Origin of the sequence: Salmonella sp. SAL00672, assembly GCF_046552175.1 — a bacterium.
Taxonomy (GTDB): domain Bacteria; phylum Pseudomonadota; class Gammaproteobacteria; order Enterobacterales; family Enterobacteriaceae; genus Salmonella; species Salmonella enterica.
On record NZ_JBGDUQ010000001.1, the window covers coordinates 176,926 to 193,388 of the forward strand.

At 50.8% G+C, this 16,463-nt stretch carries 19 protein-coding genes and 1 other annotated feature; of the genes, 13 read left to right on the forward strand and 6 right to left on the reverse strand.

Annotated features, from left to right (window positions below; translation table 11 throughout):
- Nucleotides 1-48: 48 nt before the first annotated feature.
- Both ACLJTG_RS00945 and hxpB read right to left on the reverse strand, forming a co-directional pair.
- Entirely contained in the window at nt 49-648 is a 600-nt protein-coding gene (locus tag ACLJTG_RS00945) for a metal-dependent hydrolase (RefSeq protein ID WP_000505804.1), read from the reverse strand.
- 137 nt (nt 649-785) lie between these two features.
- Nucleotides 786-1,454, reverse strand: coding sequence for a hexitol phosphatase HxpB (hxpB, locus tag ACLJTG_RS00950; protein WP_000106854.1), 669 nt, complete (start codon nt 1,452-1,454; stop codon nt 786-788).
- A 148-nt stretch (nt 1,455-1,602) separates the two neighbouring features.
- Here hxpB and ACLJTG_RS00955 point away from each other — a divergent pair, with 148 nt between their 5' ends.
- Nucleotides 1,603-2,139 (forward strand): YniB family protein, encoded by a 537-nt coding sequence (locus ACLJTG_RS00955; RefSeq protein WP_023256451.1) that lies wholly within the window; start codon nt 1,603-1,605, stop codon nt 2,137-2,139.
- Nucleotides 2,140-2,181: 42 nt separating this feature from the next.
- Here ACLJTG_RS00955 and ACLJTG_RS00960 read toward each other — a convergent pair whose 3' ends face one another.
- From ACLJTG_RS00960 to pfkB, 3 genes are all read right to left on the reverse strand, one after another.
- Complete coding sequence (locus ACLJTG_RS00960) at nt 2,182-3,042, reverse strand: fructosamine kinase family protein (RefSeq protein WP_000267686.1); 861 nt, start codon at nt 3,040-3,042, stop codon at nt 2,182-2,184.
- 106 nt (nt 3,043-3,148) lie between these two features.
- Nucleotides 3,149-3,439, reverse strand: a complete 291-nt coding sequence (ghoS, locus tag ACLJTG_RS00965; RefSeq protein WP_000146133.1) for a type V toxin-antitoxin system endoribonuclease antitoxin GhoS — start codon at nt 3,437-3,439, stop codon at nt 3,149-3,151.
- 95 nt (nt 3,440-3,534) lie between these two features.
- On the reverse strand, nt 3,535-4,467 hold the full coding sequence (pfkB, locus tag ACLJTG_RS00970; protein WP_023218977.1) for a 6-phosphofructokinase II: 933 nt from the start codon (nt 4,465-4,467) through the stop codon (nt 3,535-3,537).
- Between the two features lie 288 nt (nt 4,468-4,755).
- On the opposite strand from pfkB, the gene ACLJTG_RS00975 reads away from it, so the two are divergent.
- Nucleotides 4,756-5,514, forward strand: a complete 759-nt coding sequence (locus ACLJTG_RS00975) for a YdiY family protein (protein WP_000770981.1) — start codon at nt 4,756-4,758, stop codon at nt 5,512-5,514.
- Nucleotides 5,515-5,562: 48 nt separating this feature from the next.
- Here the strand turns inward: ACLJTG_RS00975 and ACLJTG_RS00980 are convergent, their stop codons facing one another.
- On the reverse strand, nt 5,563-6,522 hold the full coding sequence (locus ACLJTG_RS00980; RefSeq protein WP_001046438.1) for a lipid A deacylase LpxR family protein: 960 nt from the start codon (nt 6,520-6,522) through the stop codon (nt 5,563-5,565).
- A 142-nt stretch (nt 6,523-6,664) separates the two neighbouring features.
- Here ACLJTG_RS00980 and ACLJTG_RS00985 point away from each other — a divergent pair, with 142 nt between their 5' ends.
- The 11 genes from ACLJTG_RS00985 (at nt 6,665) to btuC (ending at nt 16,439) form a co-directional block, all read left to right on the forward strand.
- The gene (locus tag ACLJTG_RS00985) at nt 6,665-6,979 is read left to right on the forward strand and encodes a hypothetical protein (RefSeq protein WP_058805542.1); all 315 of its coding nucleotides are present in this window, start codon (nt 6,665-6,667) and stop codon (nt 6,977-6,979) included.
- On the forward strand, nt 6,976-7,830 hold the full coding sequence (locus ACLJTG_RS00990) for a DNA/RNA non-specific endonuclease (RefSeq protein WP_001044093.1): 855 nt from the start codon (nt 6,976-6,978) through the stop codon (nt 7,828-7,830). Before ACLJTG_RS00985 ends, ACLJTG_RS00990 begins: the two co-directional genes overlap by 4 nt.
- Before the next feature lie 259 nt (nt 7,831-8,089).
- Nucleotides 8,090-10,018: a threonine--tRNA ligase gene (thrS, locus tag ACLJTG_RS00995; protein WP_001144226.1), complete on the forward strand. Its 1,929-nt coding sequence runs from the start codon at nt 8,090-8,092 to the stop codon at nt 10,016-10,018.
- Between the two features lie 3 nt (nt 10,019-10,021).
- Entirely contained in the window at nt 10,022-10,564 is a 543-nt protein-coding gene (gene infC / locus ACLJTG_RS01000) for a translation initiation factor IF-3 (protein WP_001574431.1), read from the forward strand.
- Between the two features lie 95 nt (nt 10,565-10,659).
- Nucleotides 10,660-10,857: a 50S ribosomal protein L35 gene (rpmI, locus tag ACLJTG_RS01005; protein ID WP_001124225.1), complete on the forward strand. Its 198-nt coding sequence runs from the start codon at nt 10,660-10,662 to the stop codon at nt 10,855-10,857.
- 50 nt (nt 10,858-10,907) lie between these two features.
- Nucleotides 10,908-11,264, forward strand: coding sequence for a 50S ribosomal protein L20 (rplT, locus tag ACLJTG_RS01010; protein ID WP_000124850.1), 357 nt, complete (start codon nt 10,908-10,910; stop codon nt 11,262-11,264).
- A gap of 115 nt (nt 11,265-11,379) precedes the next feature.
- Nucleotides 11,380-11,503 (forward strand) — a sequence feature (Phe leader region).
- Entirely contained in the window at nt 11,385-11,429 is a 45-nt protein-coding gene (gene pheM, locus ACLJTG_RS01015; protein ID WP_001386830.1) for a pheST operon leader peptide PheM, read from the forward strand. It overlaps the preceding feature by 45 nt.
- Before the next feature lie 62 nt (nt 11,504-11,565).
- Nucleotides 11,566-12,549 (forward strand): phenylalanine--tRNA ligase subunit alpha, encoded by a 984-nt coding sequence (gene pheS / locus ACLJTG_RS01020; RefSeq protein WP_000018570.1) that lies wholly within the window; start codon nt 11,566-11,568, stop codon nt 12,547-12,549.
- A gap of 15 nt (nt 12,550-12,564) precedes the next feature.
- On the forward strand, nt 12,565-14,952 hold the full coding sequence (gene pheT, locus ACLJTG_RS01025; RefSeq protein ID WP_000672402.1) for a phenylalanine--tRNA ligase subunit beta: 2,388 nt from the start codon (nt 12,565-12,567) through the stop codon (nt 14,950-14,952).
- Nucleotides 14,953-14,956: 4 nt separating this feature from the next.
- Entirely contained in the window at nt 14,957-15,256 is a 300-nt protein-coding gene (gene ihfA / locus ACLJTG_RS01030; RefSeq protein ID WP_001229266.1) for an integration host factor subunit alpha, read from the forward strand.
- A gap of 202 nt (nt 15,257-15,458) precedes the next feature.
- The gene (gene btuC, locus ACLJTG_RS01035) at nt 15,459-16,439 is read left to right on the forward strand and encodes a vitamin B12 ABC transporter permease BtuC (protein WP_000954984.1); all 981 of its coding nucleotides are present in this window, start codon (nt 15,459-15,461) and stop codon (nt 16,437-16,439) included.
- Nucleotides 16,440-16,463: the final 24 nt, after the last annotated feature.

Here is a 16,463-nt window from a genome sequence, read left to right on the forward strand (position 1 = left end):
TATTCAAATGGAATGGTTTATACCTAAAATGACTTTGGCGTTGATTTACTAATCAATCTGGTGATTTATAAAACGATTGAACTGCATTTGCAGGATAGTGATCATCTGCGAAGACCAGCGTATGACGTTGTTTTCCGGCATGGATTGCGGCATCCACACCGCCCAGGCAAACAACGCCATACATAAAAATCGCTCCAGTTGATTGCCCTTGCGCGGCGCCAGAATAGGCAGGCGGAAACGCCAGCGACACGGCCACAGTAAGGGAACGCCTGCGGGGGTAAGCATATCCGCGACGATATGGCTTAAATAGCCGAGTACCATGCCTTGCAGCGCATCCGCCGGGATAATCCACGTATCCGGAACCTTGAGATAAAAGGTCGCCAGTAGGGCAAAGACCGCCAGCAGACTATGGGTAAACCCCCGGTGACCGAATGCGCGGGCGATCGGTTTCGATACCCATTTCAGGCGCTGACCAAGAAAAGATTTGGGGTGATCGATATCCGGCAGCAGACAGGTCAAAATAGCCGAAGGAATAATATGCCACCAGTCGCCGTGCGCAAGGACGGGCGTTAACTCGGCATTCTTGGCGAAAACCGCGCTGGCTATAGAAAAAAGAAGATGTCCTTCCGCCGTCATGATAAAACCCATTAAACTGTCAATTCATACAGTATAGGGTTTTTATACAGTAGGCGGAAGTGGTGACGTTGTAACTCTTTGTCTCTGTCAAAGCCGCTTGCCGTCTGGCTCAGCGGCTAATTGCCCGTTGACTTTGTTTCGGAAACATCTTAACCGAGTAGATGCGCCGCCGTCAGCTCTGTCAGTGAGTTAAGTTTGACATTCGCCAGCGCAAAGCGCGGATCATGCTGGTTTTCTTCTGCTGGCACCACAATGGCGCGCATTCGCGCCGCCTTTGCCGCGATTAGACCATTCACCGAATCCTCCAGCGCCACGCAGGTTAATGGATCAACACCTAATTTGGCCGCACAATCCAGATAGACCTGCGGGTGCGGTTTGCTGTAGGGCAATTTTTCTGCAGAAGCCAGCGCGTCAAAACTGTCGCGCAGTTCGAACATGGTGAGCACTTTTTCCAGCATATGCAGCGGCGATGCCGAGGCAAGCCCCACTAATAGCCCCTGCGCTTTACACAGCGCCACAGCTTCGCGCACACCCGGCAAAAGAGGGCGCGTCTCTTCGATAAGCGTAATCGCGCGGGCAATAACACGGTTTGTCACTTCCTGGCGATCGGGGCCGCTCCACGGTTGCTGCGCAAACCAGAGATCGACAACCATATCAATGCGTAGCCCAAGCGTGTCTGGCAGCTCATGGCGCCGAGTAATATCTACGCCTAAACTTGCCATCACGTCCAGTTCAGCGCGATCCCAGAGCGGTTCGGAATCGATCAGTAGTCCATCCATATCGAAAATTGCAGCAAGAATTTGACGTGGGGTTGACATCACAACCTCTCCTGTTGAGATTAAAAAATAACGAATTAAGCGTTCATTATGACCATGTTCTTAGTATATCGCCCTTAAAGATCAGGCGAAAACGGGAATCAACAGGTAGACTTAGGCCAAAACGACGCGTCTTTATCAAGGGGAACTCATGACGTATCAACAAGCTGGACGCATTGCAATCCTAAAAAGAGTTGTTGGGTGGGTTATTTTTATTCCGGCACTGCTTTCCACGCTCATCTCAGTCCTTAAATTTATGTATGCGCACAGTGAAAAGCAGGAGGGGATAAATGCGGTAATGCTGGATTTTACCCACGTAATGATAGACATGATGCGCGTGAATACGCCGTTTCTGAATGTTTTTTGGTACAACTCGCCGACGCCGAATTTTCAGGGAAGCCTGAATATCGGTTTCTGGCTCATTTTTATTCTGATTTTTGTCGGGCTGGCGATGCAGGATTCCGGCGCCAGAATGAGCCGCCAGTCACGTTTTTTACGTGAAGGCGTGGAAGATCAGTTGATCCTGGAAAAAGCAAAAGGCGCGGAAGGACTAACGCGTGAGCAGATAGAGTCACGTATCGTGGTGCCGCACCATACCATCTTTTTACAGTTTTTCCCGCTCTATGTTTTGCCGGTCATTATTATCGTGCTCGGCTACTTTTTCTTTTCCTTGTTAGGTTTCATGTAAACTGAAAAATGCCGGATAGCGCGTATCCGGCATGGGCTGTACCTATACCGCAAGCAGCCGATCCATCGCTTTTTGCGCAGTGGCCAGGTGCTGACCGCCAAACAGCCTTGCCCGATTAAGCAGAGTGTAGAGCTGGTAAATCGGCTGCCTGTCGAGAAAATCCAGCGGTAGCGGCGAAACGGACTGATAGCCATCATAAATCTGCGGTGGCTGATCGGTATGCAGCGGTAGCATCGCCAGATCGCATTCTCTGTCGCCCCAATAGCAGGCTGGATCGAAGATATAGGGGCCGTCAGGGCCAAGCGCGCAGTTCGCCGACCATAGATCGCCATGCAAAAGAGAAGGCTGCGGTTGATGCGACGCCAGACGTTGCTGAACATGTTCAACAATGGCGTCAATATTACCAAAGGTAATGCCTTTTTCCGCGGCGAGTTCAAGTTGCCAGCCAATGCGCTGTTCGGCGAAAAAAGTCGACCAACGGCGTTGCCAGGTATTCGGCTGCGGCGTGGTAGAGAGCGCGTTGTCAAAATCGAGGCCGAATTGAGGTTGGTCGCTCCATTGGTGCAGGCGCGCCAGCTGTTGCCCAAGAATAAACGCATTATGGGCATCCAGCGGGCGGGGCGAGAGGTAGTCCATGACTAAAAAGCTGTAATCCCGATCCGAACCTACCGCCCATACCTTAGGCACAACAACGGTTTTACTGCGGGAGAGCAGCTCCAGCTGATCGGCTTCTGCGGTAAAACCGCGAAGCATTTCTCGTTCATCGCACTTCACGAAAAAATCATGGCCTGCATAACGTAAATGCCATGCGGCATGAACTTCTCCGCCTGGCAGTTCATTACGCAGTTCGATTTCGCCTTCACCGACTTGCTCGCTTAAAAGACGACTGATAGCTTGCCACATAATGTCTCTCCCCACGTTGTCTGCCAGATCATAAGGTTAGCGCAAAAATGCGGTTAAAAAATACGAACTAACGCACATCGCGGACGCGCCGCGGCGGGAATGGCACTTATTGTGCGTTTTTACTCCACGCCTCCCAGGTCGCCACGGTAATGTCGACATCCTTATCTAACGCGCTTTTCGCAAGTCCGGCGACAAGCGCTTTGATTTCATCAGCGCTCTGAGCGCTAACAAAGCCAAACGTATTGGTGCCGAGCTCATGCACATTCCCTTCATCGTCCGTTAATGTCAGCAAAAAACCGCTACGCGTCAGATGGTTATTGAGTTCGTTAATCTCGGTCAGGGAATCTTCATGGAAGGTTACGGTAATAACATAACGGGTAATATCGCCACTGGCCATCGTTCACCTCGTTGGGAGCAACTGTGTTTTTAACAGCGGCGGATGCGCCGCCCGTTAACCGATTTTCCGGTATCCCCCTCGCCGGGGGGATACGATTATTGCGCGGAAAGATAGGCGTATATTTTTTGGGTATCGTCACGGGAACACAGACGCGTACCTTGATTGAGCGTAGCGGCGCTGCCTGCCGCCACACCGAAGCGCACCATCTCTTCCAGCGACGCGTCTTGCGCCAGTTTTAACGTCATCGCGCCTACCATACTGTCGCCTGCGCCGACAGTACTTTGACTTTTCACCGGGGGAGGAACAACCTGGATGCAATTCTCACTGTCTATGCCCAGCGCCCCTTGCGGCCCCAGAGAGACCACTACCCGGCGAGCTTTGCCGCTTTGCACTAATTCCTGGGCCGCTTTACGCACATCATCAGGCTGCGTCAGATCGCGATTGACCAACGCGCTCAATTCTTTCAGGTTAGGTTTTACCAGTTCGATATCGCCAAGCGCCAGCGCGGCGGTGAGCGCCTCGCCAGAGCTATCAATAATGCAGCGAATGCCTTGCTTCTGCGCGGCGGAAATCAGTTGCGTGAGTTTCTCGACCTTAACGCCGGGCGGAAGGCTGCCGCTGATAACCAGAATTGCCCCGGATTCAATTTCCAGTACCTGTTCTTCAAGCTGGCGAAATTCGTCATCGTCCAGCGTGGCGCCGGGCATAACAAAACGATACTGTTCGCCGCTGGACTCGACGTGGACGTGCAGGTTCTGACGCGTCCAGTCCTTCGCATCGACGGTAGACACGGGGACATTTTCATCAGCCAGTAGTGCGACCAGATGTTCGCCGGTAGCGCCGCCAGCCGGGAAAATGGCGGTCGCGGTGCCGCCAAGATGCGCAATGGCGCGAGCGACATTAATACCCCCGCCGCCGGGTTCGAATACCGGCGCGGAGCACCGCAGTTTACCTTCGGGATAAATTTGCGGCGTGATTGTTGCGCTATCGAGAGAGGGCGCAAGCGTCAACGTATAGATACGTACCATCGTTACCTCCTGTTAGGCTGATTTCAGTCTGGCACTTAATCTCCGGAAAGTGAAGGAATTAACAATATGATTTTCCGGATCTTTATTTAAAGAAGTACGATGTAAAGTTATATAAATAAATGAATGCTTCGGGAGGGTTCTTATTCAAAAAATGAAATAGTAATTGATTGCTATGTTATTCGGGGCTTCTTATAATTCGCTACCTTTCCAGGGGCGTTTGTCATTGATCCCTATGAAAGTTTCCGGGACCGTCGTGGTCTCTTTTTTAGTTGTACGGACTCTATATAAATGAAGCTTTTGAAGGCAGTACCCGCTGTAGTTATGCTGGCGGGTGGCGTGTTCGCGTCTCTGTATGCCGCCGCCGATGATTCCGTTTTTACTGTCATGGATGATCCCTCCACCGCGAAAAAACCTTTTGAAGGTAATCTGAATGCGGGCTACCTTGCTCAGTCAGGCAATACTAAAAGTTCTTCCTTAACGGCTGACACGGCGATGACCTGGTATGGACAACGTACCGCCTGGTCATTATGGGGCAATGCCAGCAATACCTCCTCTAATGATGAACGCTCTTCAGAAAAATATGCGGTAGGCGCGCGTAACCGTTTTAATATGACGGATTATGATTATACCTTTGGCCAGGCCAGTTGGCTGACAGACCGTTTCAACGGTTATCGTCAGCGCGACGTACTGACCGCCGGTTACGGGCGGCAGTTCCTTAATGGTCCAGTGCACAGCTTCCGTTTTGAATTCGGTCCTGGGGTTCGCTATGACGAACATACGGACGATACCACTGAAACGCAGCCGTTGGGTTATGCTTCCGGCAGCTATGCCTGGCAGTTAACCGACAATGCTAAGTTTACACAGGGGGTGTCAGTATTTGGCGCAGAAGACACCACACTAAATTCGGAAACAGCCCTCAATGTCGCCATTAACGAACATTTTGGTCTAAAGGTAGGGTATAATTTAACGTGGAACTCGCAGCCGCCTGAATCTGCGCCTGAACATACCGATCGTCGCACTACGGTAACGCTGGGCTATAAGATGTAATATTGTACCGGGTTACGTTACGTAACCCGGTTATTCCGTGGTGACGCCTCAGAAGAAGAAGGTGATGTCGCCGTTGATATAAGAATAGTCGTCTCCGGTGCGAAATTCCGACGTGACTTTGTTTAAAGAAAGAGAAAATGCGACGGGAGAATAGCCGATAGTCGCACCGACGCGATATTCATCCACGGTTTTATTAATATCCACCGTTTCCATTTTTGTTTGCAGCGTTTTCCCCTGTAACGTGTAGTTTTTATCAACTTCCCTGCGCTCAACGCCAGCAAATACTTTATAGATCAATCCCTCTTTTTGAGTGTGTATTAACCCTCGGCGGGACAGTAACCCAAACCCATTATCAGAGTTGAAGGTCTTATCATTTCCCAGCGCAACGGTTGCGCCGTACCCCAAATACTGGAAGAGATTGCCGCCGACAGCAGAGACTTCTGGATAGAAGCCCACATTGACGCCCAGAATATCAATAGCTGGCGTAAGGGAGACCATTCCTTTTGCCGTATAACCATAACGGTTTTCAATTTGATCCTGCCAGGCAGGGTATTTTTCTGCGCCTATTATTCGATGCGCCCGATTCTGAACCTCCTGACCGCCTGCGTCAGGACCAATAACGCCAATATCGGTACCTAAACGATAACGTAACCAATTGGTGGCTAATGAATTCCACTCCAGTCCGGTATGAAGAAAGGCGCTGAACGCGCGGTCGCCTTTGACGGCTTCAGGCTTTCTCTTATTGGCGCCTGATGGAGAATAAATATCTTGCGCGATATGAAAAGAGAGTTGACTGGCGTCAGTGAGATCGTGGCTGTAGCCTAAAAAGAGCCCGGCAGTATAATCACCCCGGTCTGCAGCCGGGTGCCCATAAAGGGCATTTAAGGATGGTTGAAATATACCTGCATCATCATTCGCCACTGAAATAGCAAGGCTACTGGCATTGGCCATTGTGGTCGTACTGAGTATGGCGGCAATCATCGTTGCGCAATAGCTGTATTTGTTCACTTTTTACCCCTGAATATGAAAGTGAATACTCTTATTTTTACAAAGTAATAAGCACAGCAGCATGATGCGCAGTGCCTATTAAACCTTTAAATATAACTAAACTCCTGCCAGCAGCGAGTCATTGAGAGGATACGTTGCCTTAATGTTGAAAAATGGTGTTAAAAAACATGCGCCAGATATTATTGAATATCCATTTTTCATTCGCTATCTGAGTGCGAGAAATTATTGGCTTCACGATTATGCATATAATACGATGTTTTTTGGTATCAATATGAATATCACGTTGTATTCTTTTGAGCTCATTTTCTATGATGGCTTCGATGTTTATCTGTTATTAATTTTTACCGTGATAATGTTGTCTTTAATGATGAGCGCATCTAACGGCTGGCAGGGTAATATAACCAAATTATTGCTACCTGAATTATTAGGGCAGTTATTATTAAGAAAGAAAAAATGAATAAAACCATTAATCTGCTAAAATTACTGCCCGTAGTATTATTAAGCGCATGTACTACATCGTATCCTCCCCAGGATACAACATCGGCACCCGAGTTACCCCATCGTAACGTACTCGTTCAGCAACCTGATAACTGTAGCGTTGGCTGTCCTCAAGGAGGAAGTCAACAAACAATCTATCGCCATGTCTATACGCTCAATAATAATAGCGCCACGAAATTTGCCAACTGGGTTGCCTATAGCGTGACAAAGACCAGCCAGGCAAGCGGTCGCCCGCGGAACTGGGCGCAGGACCCCGATTTACCGCCCTCGGATACGTTGGCCCCTTCGGCCTATAAAAATGCCCATACGCTATTAAAAGTCGACAGGGGACACCAGGCCCCGTTGGCAGGATTGGGCGGCGTATCTGACTGGCCGTCGTTAAATTATTTATCAAATATTACTCCGCAGAAATCCGCCCTGAATCAGGGAGCATGGGCTGCACTGGAAAACCGGGTGCGCGAACTTGCTAAACAGGCTGATGTATCTGTAGTGCACGTAGTGACCGGCCCCCTTTTTGAGCGGCATATCGCCACATTGCCAGAAGATGCGACGGTAGAAATTCCCAGCGGGTACTGGAAGGTTTTATTCACCGGAACGGCGCCGTCAAAAAGTGAAGGAAATTACGCTGCGTTTATTATGGATCAGAATACGCCCCGTTCGGCGAATTTTTGCGACTATCAGGTTACCGTGGAGGCTATCGAACATAAAACGAAGCCAGTGCTGACGCTGTGGTCTGCCTTGCCTGAAGCGGTAGCCAGCGAGGTGAAAACAACAAAGGGGAGTTTGGCGCAGAAGTTAGGTTGTCGATGAGAAGCGCTATACGGCGCGTAGAAAGATAATGGAGAAACCCTGTCAAGGGTCTTGATTTGCTACAGAGTGATGCAATCTCCCTTTTTTTAGTGTTACCATCGTCATGCCGGACGAAAATAGCGATTTTCGTCTGTGTCGAAGGTTGTGCGCCAATTTAGCAATGGTTGGCTAGATGGATACACAACTCACTGTCAATAAATTCATTTTCTCTTTGTATGTGATCTTGCGTATGGGTCACCACTGCAAATAAGGATATTACATGCCTGTTATTACTCTTCCTGATGGCAGCCAACGCCATTATGACCACCCTGTAAGCCCGATGGATGTTGCTCTGGACATTGGTCCTGGCCTGGCGAAAGCCACCATTGCGGGCCGTGTGAATGGCGAGCTGGTTGATGCTTCCGATCTGATTGAAAATGATGCGACGCTTTCCATCATCACCGCAAAAGATGAAGAGGGTCTGGAGATCATTCGTCACTCTTGCGCGCATCTGTTAGGTCACGCTATCAAGCAACTTTGGCCGCACACGAAAATGGCGATCGGCCCGGTTGTCGACAACGGTTTTTACTATGACGTTGATCTTGACCGCACGCTAACTCAGGAAGATGTCGAAGCGCTCGAAAAGCGGATGCATGAGCTCGCCGAGAAAAATTACGACGTTATCAAGAAGAAAGTCAGCTGGCACGAAGCGCGTGAAACCTTCGTGAAGCGTGGTGAAAGCTACAAAGTTTCCATTCTTGATGAAAACATTGCTCATGATGACAAGCCAGGCTTGTACCATCATGAAGAATATGTCGACATGTGTCGTGGTCCGCACGTGCCGAATATGCGTTTCTGCCATCACTTTAAACTGATGAAAACTGCCGGCGCATACTGGCGCGGTGACAGCAATAATAAGATGTTGCAGCGTATTTACGGTACGGCATGGGCAGATAAAAAAGCCCTGAACGCTTATCTGCAGCGCCTGGAAGAGGCCGCAAAACGCGACCACCGTAAAATTGGTAAGCAGCTCGACCTGTATCATATGCAGGAAGAAGCGCCGGGCATGGTGTTCTGGCATAACGACGGCTGGACTATCTTCCGCGAGCTGGAGGTCTTTGTTCGTTCTAAACTCAAAGAGTACCAGTATCAAGAAGTTAAAGGCCCGTTCATGATGGACCGTGTGCTGTGGGAAAAAACCGGGCACTGGGACAACTATAAAGATGCGATGTTCACCACATCCTCAGAAAACCGCGAATATTGCATCAAGCCGATGAACTGCCCGGGCCACGTTCAGATCTTTAACCAGGGTCTGAAATCCTATCGTGATTTGCCGCTGCGTATGGCGGAATTCGGTAGCTGCCACCGTAACGAGCCATCAGGCGCGCTGCATGGTCTGATGCGCGTACGCGGCTTTACGCAGGATGATGCGCATATCTTCTGCACCGAAGAGCAGATCCGCGATGAAGTTAACGCTTGTATTCGTATGGTCTACGATATGTACAGCACCTTTGGCTTCGAGAAGATCGTCGTCAAGCTTTCCACTCGTCCTGACAAGCGTATCGGCAGCGATGAGATGTGGGATCGTGCTGAGGCGGATCTGGCGGTTGCGCTGGAAGAAAATAATATCCCGTTTGAGTATCAACTGGGTGAAGGCGCATTCTACGGTCCGAAAATTGAATTTACCTTATATGACTGCCTCGATCGTGCATGGCAGTGCGGTACAGTACAGCTGGACTTCTCCTTACCGTCTCGTCTGAGCGCCTCCTATGTAGGCGAAGACAACGAGCGTAAGGTGCCGGTAATGATTCACCGTGCGATTCTTGGGTCGATGGAGCGCTTCATCGGTATCCTGACCGAAGAGTTCGCTGGTTTCTTCCCGACATGGCTCGCGCCTGTTCAGGTAGTCGTGATGAATATTACCGATTCGCAGTCTGAATACGTTAACGAATTGACGCAGAAACTACAAAATGCGGGCATTCGTGTAAAAGCAGACTTGAGAAATGAGAAGATTGGCTTTAAAATCCGCGAGCACACTTTACGTCGTGTCCCTTATATGTTGGTCTGTGGTGATAAAGAGGTGGAAGCAGGCAAAGTTGCCGTTCGCACCCGCCGCGGTAAAGACCTGGGCAGTCTGGACGTAAATGACGTGATTGAGAAGCTGCAACAAGAGATTCGCAGCCGCAGTCTTCAACAACTGGAGGAATAAAGTATTAAAGGCGGAAAACGAGTTCAAACGGCGCGTCCGAATCGTATTAATAGCGAAATTCGCGCGCAAGAAGTTCGCTTAACAGGTCTGGAAGGCGAGCAGCTTGGTATTGTGAGTCTGAGAGAAGCTCTGGAAAAAGCTGAAGAAGCCGGAGTAGACTTAGTCGAAATCAGCCCTAACGCCGAGCCGCCGGTTTGTCGTATAATGGATTACGGCAAATTCCTCTATGAAAAGAGTAAGTCTTCTAAGGAACAGAAGAAAAAGCAAAAAGTTATCCAGGTGAAGGAAATTAAATTCCGTCCTGGGACAGATGAAGGCGACTATCAGGTAAAACTCCGCAGCCTGATTCGCTTTCTCGAAGAGGGCGATAAGGCCAAAATCACGCTGCGTTTCCGCGGTCGTGAAATGGCCCACCAGCAAATCGGTATGGAAGTGCTTAATCGCGTGAAAGACGATTTGCAAGAACTGGCAGTGGTCGAATCCTTCCCAACGAAGATCGAAGGCCGTCAGATGATCATGGTGCTTGCTCCTAAGAAGAAACAGTAAGGCCTTCAAGTAACAATTCTGTGAAGCCTTCGGGCTTCACAGGCTTTGTTCGCCTATGTTTCGTTTATTAACAATGCGAAGTGGAAGTTATTAAAATGCCAAAAATTAAGACCGTACGCGGTGCTGCTAAGCGCTTCAAAAAAACCGGTAAAGGTGGTTTTAAGCACAAGCACGCTAACCTGCGTCACATTCTGACCAAAAAAGCGACTAAACGTAAACGTCACCTGCGTCCGAAAGCCATGGTTTCTAAAGGCGATCTGGGCCTGGTTATCGCGTGCCTGCCGTACGCATAAGCCGTTAACGTTTTTAACTTTTTAATTAGAATAGATACAGGAGAGCACATATGGCTCGCGTAAAACGTGGTGTAATTGCACGCGCACGTCACAAGAAAATTTTGAAACAAGCCAAAGGCTACTACGGTGCGCGTTCTCGCGTATACCGCGTTGCCTTCCAGGCAGTTATCAAAGCTGGTCAGTATGCTTACCGTGACCGTCGTCAACGTAAGCGTCAGTTCCGTCAACTGTGGATTGCGCGTATCAACGCAGCAGCACGTCAGAACGGTATTTCTTACAGCAAATTCATCAACGGCCTGAAAAAAGCCTCTGTTGAAATCGACCGTAAGATCCTGGCTGATATCGCCGTATTCGACAAAGTCGCGTTCACCGCGCTGGTTGAAAAAGCGAAAGCAGCTCTGGCATAAGCCAGTGAAAAGAGGGAGCCTGGCTCCCTCTCTTTTATTTACTGTTCAGTGAGTTGACAATTGACCTGTAACCCTTTTCAATAAAGGATATTGGGTTTTACCACATAAGGTAACGCAAGCATGAACGCTGCTATTTTCCGTTTCTTTTTTTACTTTAGCACCTGATCCCAGGAGGCTAGCGCGTGAAAAACGAAACGAAAAACAGCGCAAAAAAGCCTCCTGATGGAGGCTTTTTTTGTATCTGAAATCGAGAGATTACGTCCAATGAACCGGTGTCTTCACCGACACAATGAGGAAAACCATGTCACATCTCGCAGAGCTGGTTGCCAATGCAGCGGCCGCCATTAACCAGGCGTCAGATGTTGCCGCGTTAGACAATGTACGCGTCGAATATTTGGGCAAGAAAGGGCATTTAACCCTTCAGATGACGACCCTACGCGATCTGCCGCCGGAAGAGCGTCCGGCAGCCGGGGCAGTCATTAACGCCGCGAAAGAGCAGGTACAACAGGCTCTTAACGCGCGTAAAGCCGAGCTGGAAAGCGCAGCGCTTAACGCCCGTCTGGCCGCTGAAACCATCGATATCTCCCTGCCGGGGCGCCGTATTGAGAACGGCGGTCTGCATCCGGTCACGCGTACCATTGACCGTATTGAAAGTTTCTTCGGTGAGCTTGGTTTTACCGTGGCGACTGGCCCGGAAATCGAAGATGACTACCATAACTTCGACGCGTTAAACATTCCGGGTCATCACCCGGCCCGCGCCGATCATGATACCTTCTGGTTTGACGCGACCCGTCTGCTGCGGACCCAGACGTCTGGCGTCCAGATCCGGACGATGAAAGCGCAGCAACCGCCGATCCGTATTATTGCGCCGGGCCGTGTATACCGTAATGACTACGACCAGACGCATACTCCGATGTTCCATCAGATGGAAGGTCTGATTGTTGATACCAACATCAGCTTCACCAACCTCAAAGGTACGCTGCACGACTTCCTGCGTAATTTCTTTGAGGAGGATCTGCAGATTCGCTTCCGTCCTTCTTATTTTCCGTTTACCGAACCTTCTGCGGAAGTGGATGTGATGGGGAAAAACGGCAAATGGCTGGAAGTGCTGGGCTGCGGGATGGTGCATCCGAATGTGCTGCGTAATGTCGGTATCGATCCGGAAATCTATTCTGGCTTCGCTTTTGGTATGGGAATGGAACGTCTGACCATGTTGCGTTACGGCGTCACCGACCTGCGTTCATTCTTCGAAAACGATCTGCGTTTCCTTAAACAGTTTAAATAAAGGCAGGATAAAACAATGAAATTCAGCGAACTGTGGTTACGCGAGTGGGTTAACCCGGCAATTGATAGCGATGCGTTGGCTAACCAGATTACGATGGCTGGCCTGGAAGTAGACGGCGTTGAGCCGGTCGCGGGAAGCTTCAATGGCGTTGTGGTTGGGGAAGTGGTTGAGTGCGCCCAGCATCCGAACGCTGACAAATTGCGTGTAACGAAAGTCAACGTCGGCGGAGAACGCCTGTTGGATATCGTCTGCGGCGCGCCAAACTGTCGTCAGGGGCTGAAAGTAGCGGTGGCCACCATTGGCGCCATCCTGCCGGGCGATTTCAAAATTAAAGCGGCGAAACTGCGCGGCGAACCGTCTGAAGGGATGCTGTGCTCCTTCTCCGAACTGGGGATTTCCGACGATCACAGCGGCATTATCGAACTGCCGGCGGATGCGCCGCTGGGTACCGATATCCGTGAATACCTGAAGCTTGACGACAATACCATCGAAATTAGCGTCACGCCGAACCGTGCGGATTGCTTAGGTATCATCGGCGTTGCGCGCGATGTGGCGGTACTGAACAAAGCGCCGCTCCAGGAGCCTGAAATGGCGCCGGTTACGGCAACCATCAGCGATACGCTGCCGATTACGGTAGAGGCCGCTGATGCGTGTCCACGCTATCTGGGCCGGGTGGTAAAAGGCATCAATGTTAACGCGCCGACGCCGCTGTGGATGAAAGAGAAACTGCGTCGCTGCGGTATTCGCTCCATCGATGCGGTGGTTGACGTCACGAACTATGTGCTGCTCGAACTGGGTCAGCCAATGCATGCTTTCGATAAAGATCGCATTGATGGCGGTATTGTCGTGCGGATGGCAAAAGAGGGTGAAACCGTCGTCCTGCTGGACGGTAGCGAAGCGACGTTAAATGCGGACACGCTGGTGATCGCCGATCACCATAAGGCGCTGGGGATAGCCGGTATTTTTGGCGGCGAACATTCCGGCGTGAACGGCGAAACGCAAAATGTGCTGCTGGAGTGTGCGTACTTTAATCCGCTGTCTATCACCGGTCGCGCTCGCCGCCACGGTCTGCATACCGATGCGTCTCACCGCTACGAGCGCGGGGTGGACCCGGCGCTGCAATATAAAGCGATAGAGCGCGCTACTCGTCTGCTTCTTGATATCTGTGGCGGTGATGCGGGTCCGATAATTGATGTGAGCAACGAAGCAACGTTGCCGAAACGCGCCACCATTACGCTGCGTCGCAGTAAACTGGATCGCCTGATCGGGCATCATATTGCGGATGAGCAGGTCAGTGATATTCTGCGTCGTCTGGGCTGTGAAGTGACCGAAGGGCAGGACGAGTGGAAAGCCGTAGCGCCGACCTGGCGTTTCGATATGGAAATTGAAGAAGATCTGGTGGAAGAGGTTGCCCGCGTTTACGGCTATAACAATATTCCGGACGAGCCAATCCAGGCCGGTTTAATCATGGGGACGCACCGTGAAGCCGATCTGTCGTTGAAGCGGGTTAAAACCATGCTGAACGACAAAGGCTATCAGGAAGTGATTACCTATAGCTTTGTCGATCCTAAAGTACAACAGCTCATCCATCCAGGCGCAGAAGCGCTGCTGCTGCCAAACCCTATCTCCGTTGAGATGTCGGCGATGCGTCTGTCTCTGTGGAGCGGATTGTTGGCGACGGTGGTCTATAACCAAAACCGTCAGCAGAATCGCGTGCGTATTTTTGAAACCGGTTTACGTTTCGTTCCGGATACACAAGCCAATCTGGGTATTCGACAGGATCTGATGCTGGCTGGCGTGATTTGCGGTAACCGCTATGATGAGCACTGGAACCTGGCAAAAGAGACCGTTGATTTCTATGATTTGAAAGGCGATCTGGAAGCAGTATTGGATTTAACCGGCAAACTGGGTGATATCCAGTTTAAGGCGGAGATGAATCCGGCTCTGCATCCGGGACAGTCTGCGGCGATTTATCTGAAAGATGAACGTATTGGTTTTATTGGGGTTGTTCACCCTGAACTGGAACGTAAACTGGATCTGAATGGTCGTACGCTGGTGTTTGAACTGGAATGGAATAAGCTCGCAGACCGTATCGTGCCGCAGGCGCGGGAGATTTCACGCTTCCCGGCCAACCGTCGCGATATTGCGGTTGTTGTTGCAGAAAACGTTCCCGCAGCGGATATTTTATCCGAATGTAAGAAAGTTGGCGTAAATCAGGTAGTTGGCGTAAACTTATTTGACGTGTACCGCGGTAAGGGTGTTGCGGAGGGTTATAAGAGCCTCGCTATCAGCCTGATCCTTCAGGATACCAACCGTACACTCGAAGAAGAGGAGATTGCCGCTACCGTCGCCAAATGTGTAGAGGCATTAAAAGAGCGATTCCAGGCATCATTGAGGGATTGAACCTATGGCGCTTACAAAAGCTGAAATGTCAGAATATCTGTTTGATAAGCTTGGGCTTAGCAAGCGGGATGCCAAAGAACTGGTTGAACTGTTTTTCGAAGAGATCCGTCGTGCTCTGGAAAACGGTGAGCAGGTGAAACTCTCTGGTTTTGGTAACTTCGATCTGCGTGATAAAAATCAACGTCCGGGGCGTAACCCGAAAACGGGTGAAGATATTCCTATTACAGCACGGCGCGTGGTGACCTTCAGACCCGGGCAGAAGTTAAAGAGCCGGGTCGAAAACGCTTCGCCCAAAGAAGAGTAATCAGATCCAGGCATAACATCCATCAGGGTGTATTGCGGCAGATACGCTGCCATCCCGAAAGTAGATCAGCGGGATGACAGCGTATTTGTCAGCCTGAAAGATGACCCGTATAACTAAAAAGGCCGCATTGCGGCCTTTTTTCTTTCAAGTAAAGGATACCCACCGTAAAATCACGCTACCTCTTTTCAGCTGAATGGATAACATGCTGACTTTTGCCCGCCAACAACAGCGACGAAACGTTCGCTGGCTTCTGAGCCTGTCACTGCTGGTGCTACTGGCTACACTTCTGAGCTTATGCGCAGGCGAACAGTGGATTGCCCCCGGTGACTGGTTAAGCGCCCGGGGGGAACTGTTTGTCTGGCAAATTCGCCTTCCCCGCACGCTTGCGGTATTGCTGGTTGGCGCTGCGCTGGCGCTATCTGGCGCTGTGATGCAGGCGCTGTTTGAAAACCCACTTGCTGAACCGGGTCTGCTCGGCGTTTCGAATGGGGCCGGTGTTGGGCTTATTGCCGCCGTCTTACTGGGGCAGGGGCAACTGCCAGGATGGGCGCTGGGACTGTGCGCTATAGCCGGCGCGCTCATTATTACGTTAATCCTGCTGCGTTTTGCGCGCCGCCATCTCTCTACCAGCCGCTTGTTGTTGGCGGGCGTCGCGCTGGGCATTATCTGTAGCGCGCTGATGACGTGGGCTATCTATTTTTCCACCTCTTTCGATCTGCGGCAATTAATGTACTGGATGATGGGAGGATTTGGCGGCGTTGACTGGCAGCAGAGCTGGCTAATGATTGCGCTCATCCCGGTACTGATCTGGATATGTTGCCAGTCGCAACCGCTGAATATGCTGGCGCTAGGGGAAACCTCGGCGCGGCAGCTTGGCCTGCCGCTGTGGTTCTGGCGCAATTTGTTGGTCGTCGCCACTGGCTGGATGGTGGGCGTCAGCGTGGCGATGGCGGGGGCGATTGGTTTTATCGGTCTGGTTATTCCGCACATCCTGCGCTTATGTGGTTTAACCGATCACCGGGTTTTACTTCCCGGCTGCGCGCTGGCCGGGGCTATCGCCCTGCTATTGGCTGATGTGGTCGCCCGACTGGCGCTGGCGTCGGCTGAACTGCCTATCGGGGTGGTCACCGCCACATTGGGGGCGCCAGTGTTTATCTGGCTGCTGCTCAAATCCGCGCGTTAGCGCATCGGTAAACAACTGCTTTCA

Coding starts and splice junctions, on each gene's coding strand:
- ACLJTG_RS00945 (WP_000505804.1), bottom strand. CDS start 648: ATGGGTTTTATCATGACGGCGGAAGGACATCTTCTTTTTTCTATAGCC.
- hxpB (WP_000106854.1), bottom strand. CDS start 1,454: ATGTCAACCCCACGTCAAATTCTTGCTGCAATTTTCGATATGGATGGA.
- ACLJTG_RS00955 (WP_023256451.1), top strand. CDS start 1,603: ATGACGTATCAACAAGCTGGACGCATTGCAATCCTAAAAAGAGTTGTT.
- ACLJTG_RS00960 (WP_000267686.1), bottom strand. CDS start 3,042: ATGTGGCAAGCTATCAGTCGTCTTTTAAGCGAGCAAGTCGGTGAAGGC.
- ghoS (WP_000146133.1), bottom strand. CDS start 3,439: ATGGCCAGTGGCGATATTACCCGTTATGTTATTACCGTAACCTTCCAT.
- pfkB (WP_023218977.1), bottom strand. CDS start 4,467: ATGGTACGTATCTATACGTTGACGCTTGCGCCCTCTCTCGATAGCGCA.
- ACLJTG_RS00975 (WP_000770981.1), top strand. CDS start 4,756: ATGAAGCTTTTGAAGGCAGTACCCGCTGTAGTTATGCTGGCGGGTGGC.
- ACLJTG_RS00985 (WP_058805542.1), top strand. CDS start 6,665: ATGTTGAAAAATGGTGTTAAAAAACATGCGCCAGATATTATTGAATAT.
- ACLJTG_RS00990 (WP_001044093.1), top strand. CDS start 6,976: ATGAATAAAACCATTAATCTGCTAAAATTACTGCCCGTAGTATTATTA.
- thrS (WP_001144226.1), top strand. CDS start 8,090: ATGCCTGTTATTACTCTTCCTGATGGCAGCCAACGCCATTATGACCAC.
- rpmI (WP_001124225.1), top strand. CDS start 10,660: ATGCCAAAAATTAAGACCGTACGCGGTGCTGCTAAGCGCTTCAAAAAA.
- rplT (WP_000124850.1), top strand. CDS start 10,908: ATGGCTCGCGTAAAACGTGGTGTAATTGCACGCGCACGTCACAAGAAA.
- pheS (WP_000018570.1), top strand. CDS start 11,566: ATGTCACATCTCGCAGAGCTGGTTGCCAATGCAGCGGCCGCCATTAAC.
- pheT (WP_000672402.1), top strand. CDS start 12,565: ATGAAATTCAGCGAACTGTGGTTACGCGAGTGGGTTAACCCGGCAATT.
- ihfA (WP_001229266.1), top strand. CDS start 14,957: ATGGCGCTTACAAAAGCTGAAATGTCAGAATATCTGTTTGATAAGCTT.
- btuC (WP_000954984.1), top strand. CDS start 15,459: ATGCTGACTTTTGCCCGCCAACAACAGCGACGAAACGTTCGCTGGCTT.